This is a genomic window from Pseudomonas sp. HN11 (assembly GCF_021390155.1).
Taxonomy (GTDB): Bacteria; Pseudomonadota; Gammaproteobacteria; order Pseudomonadales; family Pseudomonadaceae; genus Aquipseudomonas.
In genome coordinates this window covers 2,575,826-2,590,733 of record NZ_CP089985.1, presented here as the reverse complement: position 1 = coordinate 2,590,733, position 14,908 = coordinate 2,575,826, and the positions used below count along the sequence as shown (strand labels likewise).

General features: G+C 61.6%; 16 protein-coding genes and 1 pseudogene. 4 read left to right on the top strand and 13 right to left on the bottom strand.

What is annotated here, in order from left to right:
- Positions 1-13 precede the first annotated feature (13 nt).
- The 6 genes from LVW35_RS11785 to LVW35_RS11760 form a co-directional block, all read right to left on the bottom strand.
- Positions 14-1,132: a succinylglutamate desuccinylase/aspartoacylase family protein gene (locus tag LVW35_RS11785; protein WP_233895660.1), complete on the bottom strand. Its 1,119-nt coding sequence runs from the start codon at positions 1,130-1,132 to the stop codon at positions 14-16.
- 130 nt (positions 1,133-1,262) lie between these two features.
- Positions 1,263-2,516, bottom strand: coding sequence for an OprD family porin (locus tag LVW35_RS11780; RefSeq protein ID WP_233895659.1), 1,254 nt, complete (start codon positions 2,514-2,516; stop codon positions 1,263-1,265).
- A 111-nt stretch (positions 2,517-2,627) separates the two neighbouring features.
- The gene (locus tag LVW35_RS11775; protein ID WP_233895658.1) at positions 2,628-4,271 is read right to left on the bottom strand and encodes an ABC transporter ATP-binding protein; all 1,644 of its coding nucleotides are present in this window, start codon (positions 4,269-4,271) and stop codon (positions 2,628-2,630) included.
- Positions 4,268-5,146: an ABC transporter permease gene (locus LVW35_RS11770; RefSeq protein WP_233895656.1), complete on the bottom strand. Its 879-nt coding sequence runs from the start codon at positions 5,144-5,146 to the stop codon at positions 4,268-4,270. Before LVW35_RS11770 ends, LVW35_RS11775 begins: the two co-directional genes overlap by 4 nt.
- Positions 5,143-6,084, bottom strand: coding sequence for an ABC transporter permease (locus tag LVW35_RS11765; RefSeq protein ID WP_233895654.1), 942 nt, complete (start codon positions 6,082-6,084; stop codon positions 5,143-5,145). The genes LVW35_RS11770 and LVW35_RS11765 overlap by 4 nt, the downstream gene beginning before the upstream one ends.
- A 2-nt stretch (positions 6,085-6,086) precedes the next feature.
- Positions 6,087-7,649 (bottom strand): ABC transporter substrate-binding protein, encoded by a 1,563-nt coding sequence (locus tag LVW35_RS11760; protein WP_233895652.1) that lies wholly within the window; start codon positions 7,647-7,649, stop codon positions 6,087-6,089.
- A 379-nt stretch (positions 7,650-8,028) separates the two neighbouring features.
- Here LVW35_RS11760 and LVW35_RS11755 point away from each other — a divergent pair, with 379 nt between their 5' ends.
- Complete coding sequence (locus tag LVW35_RS11755; RefSeq protein ID WP_233895651.1) at positions 8,029-8,943, top strand: LysR substrate-binding domain-containing protein; 915 nt, start codon at positions 8,029-8,031, stop codon at positions 8,941-8,943.
- A gap of 24 nt (positions 8,944-8,967) precedes the next feature.
- A complete protein-coding gene (locus tag LVW35_RS11750; RefSeq protein ID WP_233895649.1) occupies positions 8,968-10,401 on the top strand; it encodes a serine hydrolase domain-containing protein in 1,434 nt (477 codons plus the stop codon).
- A gap of 224 nt (positions 10,402-10,625) precedes the next feature.
- Here the strand turns inward: LVW35_RS11750 and LVW35_RS11745 are convergent, their stop codons facing one another.
- The 4 genes from LVW35_RS11745 to LVW35_RS11730 are packed head-to-tail and all read right to left on the bottom strand — an operon-like array spanning position 10,626 to position 12,423.
- Positions 10,626-11,093 carry a periplasmic heavy metal sensor gene (locus LVW35_RS11745; protein ID WP_233895647.1) on the bottom strand — a complete coding sequence of 156 codons (468 nt, stop codon included), beginning with the start codon at positions 11,091-11,093 and terminating at the stop codon, positions 10,626-10,628.
- On the bottom strand, positions 11,090-11,521 hold the full coding sequence (locus LVW35_RS11740; RefSeq protein ID WP_233895645.1) for a hypothetical protein: 432 nt from the start codon (positions 11,519-11,521) through the stop codon (positions 11,090-11,092). The genes LVW35_RS11745 and LVW35_RS11740 overlap by 4 nt, the downstream gene beginning before the upstream one ends.
- Entirely contained in the window at positions 11,518-12,096 is a 579-nt protein-coding gene (locus tag LVW35_RS11735; RefSeq protein WP_233895644.1) for an RNA polymerase sigma factor, read from the bottom strand. Before LVW35_RS11735 ends, LVW35_RS11740 begins: the two co-directional genes overlap by 4 nt.
- A 15-nt stretch (positions 12,097-12,111) precedes the next feature.
- Positions 12,112-12,423 carry a YXWGXW repeat-containing protein gene (locus LVW35_RS11730; RefSeq protein ID WP_233895643.1) on the bottom strand — a complete coding sequence of 104 codons (312 nt, stop codon included), beginning with the start codon at positions 12,421-12,423 and terminating at the stop codon, positions 12,112-12,114.
- Positions 12,424-12,635: 212 nt separating this feature from the next.
- Here LVW35_RS11730 and LVW35_RS11725 point away from each other — a divergent pair, with 212 nt between their 5' ends.
- On the top strand, positions 12,636-12,776 hold the full coding sequence (locus LVW35_RS11725) for a cytochrome c biogenesis protein ResB (RefSeq protein ID WP_233895642.1): 141 nt from the start codon (positions 12,636-12,638) through the stop codon (positions 12,774-12,776).
- Between the two features lie 14 nt (positions 12,777-12,790).
- Positions 12,791-12,939: pseudogene (locus tag LVW35_RS11720) on the top strand (sensor domain-containing diguanylate cyclase); the annotation flags it as partial.
- Positions 12,940-13,194: 255 nt separating this feature from the next.
- Here LVW35_RS11720 and LVW35_RS11715 read toward each other — a convergent pair.
- The 3 genes from LVW35_RS11715 to LVW35_RS11705 form a co-directional block, all read right to left on the bottom strand.
- A complete protein-coding gene (locus LVW35_RS11715; RefSeq protein ID WP_233895641.1) occupies positions 13,195-13,455 on the bottom strand; it encodes a hypothetical protein in 261 nt (86 codons plus the stop codon).
- Positions 13,456-13,459: 4 nt separating this feature from the next.
- Positions 13,460-13,906: a GNAT family N-acetyltransferase gene (locus LVW35_RS11710; protein ID WP_233895640.1), complete on the bottom strand. Its 447-nt coding sequence runs from the start codon at positions 13,904-13,906 to the stop codon at positions 13,460-13,462.
- A gap of 78 nt (positions 13,907-13,984) precedes the next feature.
- Positions 13,985-14,893, bottom strand: coding sequence for a helix-turn-helix transcriptional regulator (locus LVW35_RS11705; RefSeq protein WP_233895639.1), 909 nt, complete (start codon positions 14,891-14,893; stop codon positions 13,985-13,987).
- Positions 14,894-14,908 lie beyond the last annotated feature (15 nt).

Below are 14,908 nucleotides of genomic sequence, written 5' to 3'. Positions count from 1 at the left end.
AGTAGATTTCTGATCAAGCGCTGAGCAGCTTGCCGCTGCGAATGGGTGTAGCCCCGGAGACGCGACCCAACGGGTCTCCCGGTTTCACAAACCGCACATCACGGCGCATGTACAGCACACCGGTCGTATTGCTGCTGACTGTCACGGTCTTGCCGCTATGGGGATCGACGATATCGAACAACACCTGCCCCGCTTCAATCCGGCTCCCAACGGTGGCACGGTGCACCAGTACCCCGGCACTCGGCGCGTAGAACTGCTCACTGCCCGCCAGCGGCGTGGCAGGGTTGCGCAGCATCGGCAGTGGGCGCGGCGTGCCTTCGATGGCGCCCAGGTGGGTCAAGTAATCGATGATTGCCGTGGCGTCATGGTCCGCCAGTTCATAGGACACATCGCGCTGACCACGGTGCTCGACCGTCACCGCGATGCTGCTGTCCGGAATCGGAAAACGTGCGCCAAAACGCTCGCGCAAATTCACCCACAACAGGTACAGCGCTTCATCAAACGAATTGGCCTGGGAGTCGGTCGCCAGCAAGGTCGCTTCGGCACCGATGTAACGGGCCAGCGGCTCGATGGTCGGCCACACCGACTCACCGGTGTAGAGGTGCATCGCCGCTTCGCGTGAGCAATGCAGGTCCAGCACGATGTCGGCATCGTGGGCCAGCAGCATCAGGGTCTGTTGCAGCGACTGGTACTCATCCATCGGCTGGGCGGCGCGCAGGCATTCGCCCCAGGCCTGGCGGATCAGCGCGCGGTTGGCGTCGATGTCCTGGCCGAGCCGGTGCTCGATTTTCTCGGCGATGGCTTGGTAAGGTACCGGGAACCCGCGGTTGTAGTTGCGCCCGCTGCCCAGCTCGAAACGTCCACTGGGCGCGCCCAATATGTATTGGCCCAGACCGGCGGGGTTGGCCACGGCGACCAGCACGATCTGCGCATTCAAGCGGCCGGCGTTTTCCAGCGCCGCCAGTTGCCGGCGCAGGTGCGCGGCCACCAGCATTGCCGGGGTTTCATCGGCATGCAGTGCCGCCTGAATATAGATTTTGCAACCTGCACCCATTGCACCGTAATGCTCACTTGCCACGTGCCTGTGGGTACCTTGTGTCGCTTGCAGCAAAGGGTGTTGATTAAGTTTCATAACGCAGAAGTCTCGATATTCGAGTGACGGAACTGGAGAAAATACTAACGAGACCGGGTGATCGCCTGTAAGGGCGGCCGGGGCTATCTTGATCTGCAAAACCGATCAGCCCAGGCCGCCCCGCCCGTGGTTACCAGAGCGCCAGGGTATAGCCCAGCAGCACGCGGTTTTCGTTGACGTCGTTGTAGAAGTTGCCCTTGGCCAGGGCGTTGCGCCAACGCATCGACACCCCCTTGAACGGGCCGGTCTGCACCACGTAGCTGATGTCCACGTCGCGCTCCCATTCACGGCCTTCGCCGTTGAAGCCGATCACTTCAGCCGAATCCCCCTTGGCGTACTTGATCCCGAACAACAGGCCCGGCAGGCCCAGGTCGGCGAAGTTGTAGTCGTAGCGCGCGTGCCAGGCGCGCTCCTTGGTCTGGGTGAAGTTGGTGAACTGGTACTCGGTGAACAGGTAGCTGATGGATCCATCCAGATAGGTGAACGGCGTGGTGCCGAACTGCCGCTGGAAACCGCCGCCGATGCTATGGCCGCCATACTGGTAGGTCAGGCGTGTACTCAAGGCGCGGTTATCGACATCACCCGCGAGGCCAGCGCCGTCCTTGTCGGCCTTGAAATAGCGCACGTCGGTCTTCAGGTTGCCCGGCCCCAGGCCGAAGCTGTTCTTGAAGCCGCCGTATTGCTGGTGGTAGATGCTGTCCAGCTCGGCATAGTGGTAGCTGAGCAAGGTGTTCGGGGTCAGCGAATAATCACCACCGGCGAAGCGGAACTGGTCGCTCAAGGCCGTACTTTTGTAGACCTTGCTGATGGTGGTCAGCTTCATGTCTTCGTAGTTGGTGGAGTCACGGTCCTTGGCCTGGTCCAGCTGGCCGAGGCTGATCTTGAGGTTGCTGATGTCGTTGGACACCAGTTGCGTACCGCTGAAAGATTGCGGGAACAGGCGGCTGGTGTTGGGTTGCAGGGTCGGCAGGTCCGGCACGAGATAGCCCACGCGCAGTTCGCTCTTGGCCAAGCGTGCCTTGGCGGTCACCCCGAGTTTGGAGTAGCTGTCGGAAGCGCGCTTGTCGCTGTCACGCTGTAGCAAGCCGGTGCCGGACTTATCCGGGCTGGAGTCGAGTTTCAAGCCGAGCATGCCCATGGCATCCAGGCCAAAGCCCACGGTGCCGTCGGTAAAGCCCGACTTGATCCCCAGCAGAAAGCCTTGGGCCCATTCGGCACGCACCGACTGGCTGGCTTCTTCGCGGTAGTCACGATTGAAGTAGTAGTTCTTCAATTCCAGCGTACCGCTGCTGTCCTTGATGAAGTCAGCATGGGCGGCGAACGGGATTATCCCGCTGCTCACGACGCCAACGCCGATGATGAATTGAGTCAGGGATTTTTTCATTTTTTTAAGCTCCTGGCAGTGTCATGGTTGGGGGTTTTTATTGTTCTTCGGACATGGCTTCGCCGTTCGCGCAAATCCGGGATTTGCGCGGCGGGTGATGTCAGTCCTGGGTTACAGCGCTAGCGGTACGGGGCCTTGGCGGATGCGGTAGCCACCATTTTCAAGTTTCTCCAAAGGGCTGGCGGCGGCCAGCAACTTGCGGGTGTAAGGGTGTTGCGGGCGGTCGAAGATCTCATCGCGGGCGCCCATTTCCACCACCCTGCCCTCGCTCATTACCGCGACCCGGTGAGCAATGCGCTCCACCGCCGCCAGGTCGTGGGAGATGAACAGGCAGGCAAAGCCGTACTGCGCCTGCAGGCGTTCGAACAGTTCCAGAATCTGCTTCTGGATGGTCATGTCCAACGCCGAGATCGGCTCGTCGGCGATCACCAGCCGTGGGTGACGCACCAGTGCGCGGCCAATGGCGACACGCTGGCGCTGACCACCGGAGAGCTGGTGCGGGAAGCGGTCGACAAACTGTTCGGCCAAGCCGATGTCCAGCAAAGTCTTGGTGACCCGTTCACGCTTCTGCTCGGCACTCATGCCCGGCATGTGGCGCAGCGGCTCAGCGAGGATCTCGCCAATCTTCATGCGCGGGTCGAGGGATGAATACGGGTCTTGGAAAATCATCTGGCATTGCAGGCGATGCTCGCGGTTGCCGGACTTGAGAATGTCCACGCCTTCAAACTCGATGGCGCCGGCACAGGCTTTGTTCAAGCCGACAATCGCGCGCCCCAGGGTGGTCTTGCCCGAACCGCTGCCGCCCACCAGCGCCAGGGTTTCTCCCGGTGCGATGGTGAGGTTGGCCGAGTGCACCACGCGTTTGAACGCGGTGCGGCCCCACAGGCTGCGCGGGCCGGGGTGTTCGATGCATAGGTCCTTGACCCTCAGCAGCGGACCGTCGGCCTGGGGCAAGGCCGCCAGTACCCCGCGACGCGGCAAGGCCTCCAGCAACTGCCGGGTATACTCGGCCTTGGGTGCCAGCAGGATCTGCTCGATGGTGCCCTGCTCCACCGCGCGGCCTTCACGCATCACCACCACCTTGTGGGCGTAGCGCGCCACCAGGGATAGGTCATGGCTGATGAACAGAATCGCCGTGCCCTGCTCGCGAGTGAGGTCGAGCATCAGCTTCAATACGTCCAGCTGTGCCAGGCAATCCAGCGCCGTGGTGGGCTCGTCGGCGATCAGCAGCGCCGGGCGCAGCAACATCACCGAGGCGAGCATGATGCGTTGGCGCATGCCGCCGGAGAACTCGTGGGGAAACGCCGACAGGCAACGCTCGGCATCCTTGATGCCGATATGGCCGAGCATCTCCAGGCTGCGTTCGCGGATCTGCGCATCCGTCAGCTTGGTGTGCAAGCGCAGGCCCTCGGCCATTTGCTCGCCAATGCTCATGGACGGGTTCAGCGACACCATCGGTTCCTGGAACACCATGCCGATCTTGGCCCCACGCAGCTCGCGCAGTTGCTCGGGCTTGAGGCTGTTAAGGTCGTGCCCCTGGAAACGCACCTGGCCGCCGCAGTGTTCCAGCGGTGGCGGCAACAGGCCGATGGCGGCCCGGGCGGCCATGGTCTTGCCGCTGCCGGACTCACCCACCAAGGCGACGATTTCGCCGGGAGCGATGGTAAAGCTCAGGTCGTTGACCGCCAGCGGGCCGTGGGCGCCAATGCGGATTTTCAGGTGATCGACGGCCAAAAGTACGTCAGTCATGCTCATTTACTCATCCGTGGATCAAGGCGGTCACGCAAGGCATCGCCACACAGGTTGAACGCCAGCAACGCCATGGCGATGCAGACACCGGGAAACAGCCCCAGCCAACTGGCCGTGGCGATGTACGGCCGGCTGGCCGCGAGCATGTTGCCCCAGGTCGCCGCCGGTGGCGGTACGCCCAGGCCGAGGAAACTCAACGAACTCTCCGCAAGGATTGCCCAGCCGAACATACTGGTGGCCAGCACACACACCGGCGCCACGCAGTTCGGCGCGATGTGGCGCAGCATGGTGTACAGCTCGGAGTTGCCGATCACCCGCGAAGCTTCGACAAACTCTTTTTCCCGCAGCGACAGCACCGTGCCGCGCACCACGCGCACCACCGACGGCGTGTAGGCCAGGCTCAGGGCGAACACGATGCCGTACAGGCTCGGGCCGATGATCGCCATCAAGCCCAGGGCCAGCAGGATGCCGGGGAACGCCAGCAGCGCGTCGTTGATCATCATCAGGCCACGGTCGACCCAGCCGCGCAGGAAACCGGCCAGCAAGCCGAGAAAGGTGCCGGCGATAATCGCCATGCTCACCGTCAGCACACTCACCCACAGGCTGGTGTGTGCGCCGATCATCAAGCGACTCAAGACATCGCGGCCGTATTCATCGGTGCCCAGCCAGTGCGCGGCGGTCGGTGCCTGCAAGCGCGCCAGCAGGTTTAGCGCCAGCGGGTCATGGGGCGTCCACACCAGGCCGAGTGCGGCCATGATCAACAGCAAGCCCAACAAAACCGCACCGATCAACGCATTCAACGGCGGCACGCGCCAGCCCCTGGGGGCACGCACCGGTGCGGGCAACAGCACCTCGGGTGCAACAGGCAGTGGCTTATTCATAACTTAACCCTGGGGTCGAAGAGCGGGTACAGCAGGTCGACCAACAGGTTGACCAGCACATAAACAAAGGTCACCAGCAGCAGGCAGCCTTGCAGCACCGGGTAGTCCCGGGCGTAGATGGCGTCGACCATCAGCCGGCCGATACCCGGTAGGGTGAACACGGTTTCCAGCACGGCGATGCCGCTGAGCAGGTTGCCGAGGATCAGCCCGATCAGGGTCAGGGTCGGTGCAAATGAGTTGCGCAGCGCATGGCGCCACAGCACCGCACGCTCCGACAAGCCTTTGGCCCGCGCATGGGTGATGTACTCCAGGCGCAGCACTTCAATCGCACTGGCCCGCGCCATCCGCGTGATCGCACCCAGCTCCACCAATGTCAGGGTGACAATCGGCAGCACAATGAAACTCAGGGCCTGCCACGGCGATTGGCCGAATGACACATAACCCACCACCGGCAACCAGCCAAGCTTGATGCCGAACGCATACAACAGCAGCAAACCGAGCCAGAAACTGGGGATCGACAGCAACAACGTGGCGGTCGACACCACGCCGAAGTCCAGCGCACTGTCCTGCTTCCAGGCCGACAGCAAGCCCGCCGGTACCGCAATCAACGCCGCCAACAACACCGACACCAAGACAATTCCCGCACTCACCTGGAACCGGTCCAGGATCAGCGGCAACACCGCCTCATTGGTAGTGATCGAGTGCCCAAGGTCGCCGCTGAGCACCGCCTTGAGCCAGATCACGAACTGCACCGGCAACGGCTGGTCCAGTCCCAGGGACGCCCGTGCGACTTCCAGGCTGTGCGCGTCGGCCATGTCGCCAAGCATCAGCAGTGCAGGATCACCCGGCACCAGGCGGATGATCGCGAACACCATCAGCGAGATCAGCAGCAAGGTCGGAATCGACATCGCCAGGCGTTGGGAGATAAAACGAAACATCCTTAATTGCTCCCGGCGGCTGGAACGCTGACGGTCCACAGGCGCGGCTTGGACACCGGCCAGGTGCGCAGGCCCTTGACGTAGTCACGGCTGGCGGCAATCGCGTTGCCGTTGTACATCGGGATCATCGGCACGTCCTTGATCATCTGCTGGTGCAGTTGATCGAACAGCGTCTGGCGCTTGGTGATGTCGCCTTCGCGCTGGGCTTCACGCAGCCATTCGCGGGCCTGGGGGTTGTCCCAGACCTTGCGTGATTCCTTGTCCTTGTCGCCGGTCATCGAGTCGAAGCTCAGGGCCGGGTCGAGGCGTTCGGAGTACGGGAAAGCCATCATCTGGTAGTTGCCGCTCTGGTAGCGCTCAAGCTGCGTGCCCCACTCCAGGGTTTCCAGTTCCAGGTTGATGCCGCTGGCCTTGGCCATGGCCTGCACGAACACGCCCATATCAAAGATCGCCGCATAGCGCTTGTTCACGATCAGCTTGATGGGCTCACCTTTGTAGCCAGCCTCGCGCAGCAGTTTTGCGGTCCTGGTCGGGTCGAACGTGAAGCCCTGGTCTTCGACGGCGGTGTGGTAATGGCTGCCGCTGGCAACCATCGAATTGTTGGCCTTGGAACGGCCGCCGGTGAGCGCCTCGACGATTTGCGCCGAGTCCAGGGCATGGGCGATGGCCTGGCGCAGGCGCACATCCTTGAGCAGCGGGTCGCGAGTCTGGAACAGCAAGGCGTTGACCGACATAGTGCCGCTGGAGGTCACGCGCACGCCGGGGTTGGCGGCCAGTTCGGTGGCGTCCAGCGGGGTGACGTCGATCAGCAGGTCGACGTTTTTCGACAGCAGCGCAGCTTTGGCGGCCGCCGGGTCCGGGATCACCAGCAGGCGTACGCGGTCCACGTGGGCGGTCTTGTTACCGGTGTAGCCGTCGGGCTCTTTCTCGTCGCGAGCGGTGTAATTGGGGTTACGCAGCAGCTCGACATATTGGCCGGGCTTCCACTCGCCCAGTTGGAACGGGCCGGTGCCGACCGGGGCTTTCCAGCTGCCATCGGCGTTGAGCGAGTCTGCAGACAAGATGCCGCTGCCGCCACACTCAGGCAGCGCAGTGCTGGTGAGGAACAGGCCGTTGGGCTTGTCGAGGGTGAACACCACGGTGAGTGGGTCCGGGGCGCTCATGTCGACGATCTTGGCGCCGCCATGGTCATCGAATTCAGGTGCGCAGCGCCATTGGGTCTTGGGGTCGAGGAAGCGCTTCCAGGTCCACAGCACGTCAGCGGAGGTCAGCGCCTTGCCATTCTGGAACTTCACTCCGTCGCGCAGGTGGAAGGTGTAGCGCAGGCCGTCGTCGGACACCTGCACGTCCTTGGCCAGCAGCGGGCCGACGGTGGCGTCTTCACGGAAGGCTACCAGCCCTTCGGTGATGTGCATGATCACCGCGTCGGAGTTGGTGTCGCGGTTCACACCCGGGTCGGTGCTGCGGATATCAGCGTTGAGGGCCACCTTCAACACACTTTCGGCGTGGGCAGTGCCCACCAGCGCCGCAGACAAAGCGCCTGCCAGGATTAAAGTCTTGTTCATGGATAGCTGCACCTTAAATGTTCCTTACGCATGGGGTTCGGACGCTGGCAGGACCCAAAGAGAGGCACGGCCGAACACCTGGATAGTTGTTGTTGTTTTAATCGCCTTCACGGTTGGCGAATGTTCCTGAACCGATCTTATTCTCCACGCGGCAAGCTTGAGAAGAACGCTCCAAGTGATCAGGCTCGGCTTTTCCGATCACCTGCCAAGTCCGTCGTGACCTGTCCCCAGCCTACCGAAAAATCAGGGGCTGGAGCCGTTTGCGCATGTTCAAAAATAGCGAACCTGATCGGCGTAACCGATCTGTGCGCACCGATAGTCATCAGATAAGCTGGCGGTCATTCAATGGTTTAAATGCTGCAACCTGAGGCAGTCCTTCATGACACTCACCCATCTTCGTGCATTCTGTGCCGTGGTCGAAAAAGGCAGTTTCCGCTCTGCCGCGCGCCAATTGGACGTAGCGCAAAGCACCTTGACCCAATCGATCCAGACCTTGGAAAAAGAACTCGGTGTGGTACTGCTGCAACGCTCGAACCAAGGCATCAACCTGACGTCGGCCGGCGAAGTGTTCCTGGTGCGCGCCCGCTCCATTACCCTCGATTGCGAGCGCGCCTTGCTCGACCTGCAACCCTGGAAAGGCGAGCCCGAGGGCCATATCGACCTGGGCGTGACCTCCGAGCCCCTCGCCGAACTGCTGGTGCCGGTGCTGAGCAACTTCACCCAGCGCTTCCCGCGCATCCAGGTGCATGTCGCCAGCGGCACCACCAAGGGCCTGGTGGAAAAGGTCCGCGATGGTCGCCTGGATTTCGTGCTGTGCCCGCTGGCCCCGAATGTCACCGACATCGACCTGTCCATCGACCGCCTCTACAGTTCCAACGCCGGCATCATTGCACGCAAGGGACACCCGTTGGCCCAGGCCAGATCGGTCCAGGAACTGGTGGATTGCCAATGGATCAGCGTGCGCTCCACCGGCGTGATCGGCGGCGCGGAAAATCGCCTGGTCCAGCTGTTCCGCACCCAGGGCCTGGCGCCGCCGAAGATCGCCATCACCACCGACTCGCTGCTGGAAACCCTGCACATCGTCTCGGAAACCGACTACCTGACCATCGAGCCGCGCATGCTGCCGGGGATGAAGCTGTTTTCCAGCGCACTCACCACCATTGCCATCGAAGAACCCCTGGCACCCCGTGATGTGTGCCTGATCAGCCGCCGCTCCGCGCCCCTCACCGGCGTCTGCCAAGAGCTCACCAGCATGCTGATTTCCTATTCCCGATTGGTGCATCGCAGCCGTTGATCCACCTTCTTGCCGAGCGTTTTCATGCCCCTGACTTCCTACGATGGTTTGCCCCGCGCCAGCGCCAGCGGTGTCGGCGTTGACCCCGACCGTTTGATCGCGTTTCTCGACGAGGTCAAGGCCGCCGGCCTCGACCTGCACGGCTTCATGCTGCACCGCCACGGCCACGTGGTCGCCGAAGGCTGGACCTGGCCGGTAGACCCCAATGAGCCACGCGTGCTGCACTCCATGGCCAAGAGCTTCACCGGCTGCGCCATCGGCCTGGCTATCGCAGAGGGCTTGCTCAGGCTGGACGACCGCCTGGTCGACTTCTTCCCCGACGAAGTGCCAGCCGAAGCCAACCCACGCCTGGCCGACATGACCGTCGAACACCTGCTGACCATGCGCACCGGCCACGCCAGCAACACCTCCGGCTCCGTGTGGCGCGGCATCACCACCAGTTGGATAGCTGAATTCTTCAAGATTCCTCTGGCCCACGCGCCGGGCACCGAGTACGTCTACACCAGCGCCGCCAGCTACATGCTCTCGGCGCTGATCAACCGCGTCACCGGCCAAACCCTGCACGAATACCTCAAGCCGCGCCTGTTCATCCCCTTGGATATTCACAATGAAACCTGGGACATCGGCCCGGACGGCGTGAACCCCGGCGGCAACGGCCTCACCGCCCCCGTGTCGGCGGCGCTGAAACTGGCGGTGCTGCATGCCCAGGATGGACTATGGAATGGGCGACAAGTATTGCCGACCGCCTGGGTCCGCGCCGCCACCCAACCCCAAGGCGGGCCGGACAGCCGTTACGGCTACCACTGGATGATGAAACCGCGACCGGCGTTCAGTGCATTGGGCGTGTTTGTGCAGATGGCGGCGGTGTATCGCGAACACAACGCGACGCTGGTGCTGGTGGGCGGGATGAAAAACTCGGCGGAAATCGTGCCGCATATCGAGCGGTATTTTCCGGCGGTGTTTGGTGAGGATTGCAGCGCGAAACCCGAGGCCGATGCGCGGCTGGAGCAGCGGTTGGCACGCATGGCCGAACGACCTTCGTTGGCCTCGGACTGCGCGGCGCCGGAAGATGCGAAGCGCGTATTTTCCGTAGCACAGAACGGACTCGGCGTGCGTCAGTTATCGTTCGAGTTTGCGGGTGATGTCTTGACCTTCGAGCTGACCGACAGCCAGGCGACTCACCGCGTGCAGGTCGGCATCAACCATTGGCTCAACGGCTTCACCAGCATGCCCGGCCGTGCGCTGCACCATGGGTATGAATTCAAGGATGCGCAGATCGTCGCAGGTGCGCGCTGGTTGAATGAGAAGACATTGGAAATGACCTGGATCTATCCGCAGACGGCGTTTCGGGATCGGGTGCTGTGTGAATTCAAAGAAAATGGCGTGAGTTTCGCTCGTACGGTGAATGTGAACAGTGCGGGGCGGAAGCAGGAAGTGTTGGTGGGCAAATCGCTCTGAGCGCCCCCTTTCCCCTTTGTGGCGTTTGATCTAACCACTCAGGTCGGCTACTACACCGCCGTGCTCTGGCTTTTGATCTTGATCTCAGGCGCCCCGTCAAACACGCCGGCCGGAATTCGGCAGGGATTTTTTTTGGGGGGGGAAACCGGCAGGGATGCCGGTTTAGCCACCGCCCCAAGGCCGACCTTAAGACCGCCACGGGAGCAAGCTCCCTTGTCACAAGGTCAAGACCGAGGCTTACCCCCTACCGCCTGCCCCCGCAAATACAACGCCTCCACCAACTTCCGCCGCTCCTCCCGAGACAAAGAACTGGCAAACTGCGCCACGGTTGAATCCACCAACGCCCGCAACGCCATATCCGCCTCCCGCGCCTTGGCCAGCTCCGCCACCAGCACATCGCGGTCCAGCGTCGGCGCCTCCAGTTGCTTGATCACCCCCAACCGCGCCTCCCGCCCCGCCATCACAAGCGGCTGACTATCGGCACGGTTATGGCGCAACAACTGGCGCAACTCCCGACGCCGCTCCGGCGGCAGCTTGACCATCGCCTGCCGCAACCCATGCTGATTGACCACGGCCTCCACAGGCTTGGCACTCGCCATCCAGTGGTAAAGTCCCCCGCCTACCCCGCCGATCAAAAACACATTGAGCAACACCGAGACCAGCAACCACGGTTTCAGGGATTGGGCGCTCATTGCTCGGTGTCCTCGGCGTTGACGGAAAAGATGACCTGCGCATCGCCCTGATCAAACACACTGGGCAACACCTCGGCGGACACCATCGGCAACGGCACGCTCATGGACGCCACCAACATGCCGGTGACGACGCCGGCAATGCCCACGCCCACCAGCCCTGCAGGCGACAACCAACCGGCATAACGCGACCAGAACGACGCGCGACGCGGCGCAGACCGGCGGATCTGCCGGGCCAGTGCCGGGTCGAGAAAGGCCAGTTGATGGCTGTCCAGTTGGGCATCCAGCCAGCCAGCGGCGTGCAATGCTTCGCGCGCACTGGCATTACCGCTGTCGAGCAGCACCTGGGCCGCGCCGCGCTCCGCCAAAGGCCAACGCTGTAGATCGGCCCCGTAGGCGTCGGCCAAATAAGCAAATCGTTCCGGTGTCATGGTTTTCCCCTTCCTGGGCGGGCGAGCCCGGGTGTATCGGCAAGTTGGCTGCGCAACTGGCGTCGGGCCCGCGACAGCAGGCTCTCCAGTGCCTCGACGCTGATATTCATCAGGGCCGCGGCGTCGATGTTCGACAGCTCCTGGTAATACTGCAACACAATCGCCTCGCGCTGGCGCTCGGGCAACGCCGCCAACGCGGCGGCCATGCGGGCGTTACGGTCGGCGGTTTCCAATTGCTCGTCCGCAGACGGTGAGCTGTCCGCCAGCGCCAGCACCTCCTCTTCGTTCAAAGGACGTTCTTTGCGCCGACGCAACCGGTCATGGCAGAGGTTGAGCGCCACCCGGTGCAGCCAGGTGTCGAAACGCGCCTCGCCACTGCGCCACGTGGACGCATGACGCCAGATGCGCAGGAAGCTTTCCTGGGCCACATCCCTGGCCTCATCGGCATCCCCCAGGATCCGGCTGGCGAGCGCCAGCAGACGCGGCAGTTTGCGCGTCACCATTTCGTTGACGGCCGCAGGTTCGTTGTTGCCGATGCGTGCGAGCAGTTCAACGTCCGGATCAGTGTCTTTCAATCGGGCAATTCTCGGTCAGCGAATCCAATGCCCTTCACGCCAGTACCAGTTGGGACCGTGGGCCTCCCAATGGCCGGGTTCCCAGCGGGCGTTGCGCATCACCGGTTGCCAATGGCCTGGCACCCAGCCGTAGCCGCGACCTTCCCAGCGCCAGTGCCCGCGGTCCCAGGCGTAACCTGGGCGTTCCGCGGGGATCATTTCCACGCGCTCTGGTGGCGGTGCCTGACGGATGATGATTTCGGTCTGGGCAAAGGTGGGGGTGCTGACAAACGCGGCGAGAGCCAGCGGAGCAAGCAAGGCATAGCGCAATTTGGCCAGGGGTCTCATGGCAACTCCTTCATGCAACACGCGAAAGTGCAGGTTGCTGATGGGTTGAACGGGGCGTGTCGAAAAATCCGTCGCAGAACGCGAAGATTATTTACGGGGCAGTATTGCGCGGGGAATGACGGGGCTTGATGAAATGTTTGAAAGCTTCGCGACAGATTTACGCAGTTGGCAACGTTGAAGGATTAACGCTGATCAACCCAAGAGGAAACACCATGTCCCGCCGACTTTACATGCTGGTTGTCGCACTACTGATCGTCAGCCTCAGCGGCTGTGTGATTGTGCCGGAACACCGCCATTGCTGTTGGCGCTATTACGGCGCGCTCGATACGCCGAGCCACACCGTCAACGGCTAGCCTACCGCCGCAAACCCGTGGCGCAACGGTGCCTGCGCCTGATCCGCCAGCCGCGGATCGCGCATGGTTTCCTGGCGGTATCACACTTGCTGACCCTCAGCCTGGGCGTCGGTACGCGTATCGTGAAACCGATAGTCCGATGCTGGGGTTTGTCGCAGAGGTCAAATTACGGGCAAAAAAAATCCCAAGTAGCTGATGGAAACTTGGGATTTAAAAATGCATAAACCGTGGGAGGTGAACGCCTGGCTATAATAACGATTGTAAAAAGCTGTAACAAGATTATTTTAATCCTTTCGTCGGATTAAAAATGCTGTAAGTCGTTCAATAACCAAACTTTTTTTAAGGTAGCGAAGCATATAGATGCCACTTTTTGGTGCAACTATCATTACATTTCCATTTATAAACAAGGGTCATTGAATTAGGGCGGCGTCACACTGTTGGAGAGATGCCCATTCAATTGCTTGCAAGCGTCCTGTGTTTCCAAACTGTTGGGCAGCACCGAACGCCCCACACTTTCCACTTGCCTGCACAGTGCCAGGCGCTCATTGGCGGCTTCCCGCTCGCGGTCGACCTGGGCGTTGAGCTGAACAAAATAAAGGCCCAGTAACACTGCTGCGCAGAGCACTCCGAGTACAAAAAAGCGAAAGCTGTGGGAAGACGACGGCTCAGGTGGGTTCATGACGTTATTGCACCCTGCTCTTCTCGTATCGCACGTCATCGCCGTCGGCCTGGCCGGCCAAGACCCAGCCCAATCGCTGATAAAACCCATTGGCACGTATTTCATCGCGGCCGTCGGTGATCAGAAACAGCCTGTCATGGTGTTCAAACAGCGCAGCCTCGGCCACTGCCATCAGTTGACGGCCCAGGCCCAGGTTTTCGTGGGTCGGCAACACGAACATCGCGAACACCTCGCCTTCAGCCAGGTCGACCATATTGAACGCCACGGGCAGGCCATCCACCTCTGCGATCCATACGCAAGGCGCTGCGCGGATGCTGTCGGCCAACATCTGCGGCGTAATGCCCAGATCTGCCATTTGCTCAACACTCAAATGGTTTTGCACCACCGAGGTGCGAATAGCGAAGAGTGTTTCCACATCGTCCTGCGTCGCCGCGCGAATGAGCGTCTGCATACGAACCTCCCTCATGAAGGCCGCAATTGTATGCAAATCGACACATCGCGATTGTCGTGGATTTGTAAATCAGCCCGGTTACAAGGGCTCGCCATGCTGTTGGCGACGGAATTGACCTGGCGCCAGGCCATGGGCCTTGCGGAAGCAACGGGAAAAGTACGCTTCATCGGTGAAGCCGCAGCGGTGGGCGATCGTGCCAATCATCTGTGCACTGTTGAGCAACAACGTGCGCGCCAACTGCAGGCGACGGTCGAGCACCAGCTGCGAAAAGGGTTTGCCGGTTTCCTTGCGCAACAGGTGAGTGAGGTAGTTGGGGGACAGGAACGCCGCGGCCGCCGTATCCGTAAGGTTGAGTGTCGGTTCATGCAGGTGCTCGCGGATGTAGGCCTGCACCCGCGCCAACGCATCCTTGCGCCCGCGCCGCGTGGCATGGTTGGCGGCAAAAGCTTGCAAGGGTTCGGCGTATTGCTCACAGATCAGGCCGACCAGTTGAAACAGGTAGCCCTTAAGGCGTTCACGGGCACCGAAGGTGCGATGGGCATCGAGTTCGCGCATATGCGCGAGCCAGGTTAGCACCTGGGCAAAAGCGGCGTCATCAAGGATGAAATCCAGCTGTTCCTGGAAGCGAAACGGCGAAAGCTCCGGCGCCTGACCGATGGGAATATCCTCCAGGTCCAAGGGATCGCAGGTCAGTTGCGGCAGGAAAAACGCCTGGCTGAAGTTGATCAGCAGGAATTCGCCATCCTCGGGATGGGGAATCACATGCAACCGATGAGGCAGGATAAACGCCAGCGCCTTACGTGGAAACGGCCGCACCGCGCCGCCGATATGCTGCACGGTGTCGCCACCGAGGTTGATCTGGATCTGGAAATACTCATGGCGATGAGGGCTGGTCAGCGCCGCCCGCCCGCGCTTGTCGCGGATGTAGAAGTCAGGGCGGTCGCTGCGTTGTTGCATGCCGTAAGTGGTGACTCGGGTGCCTGGCATATCGGTCTCTCGGGT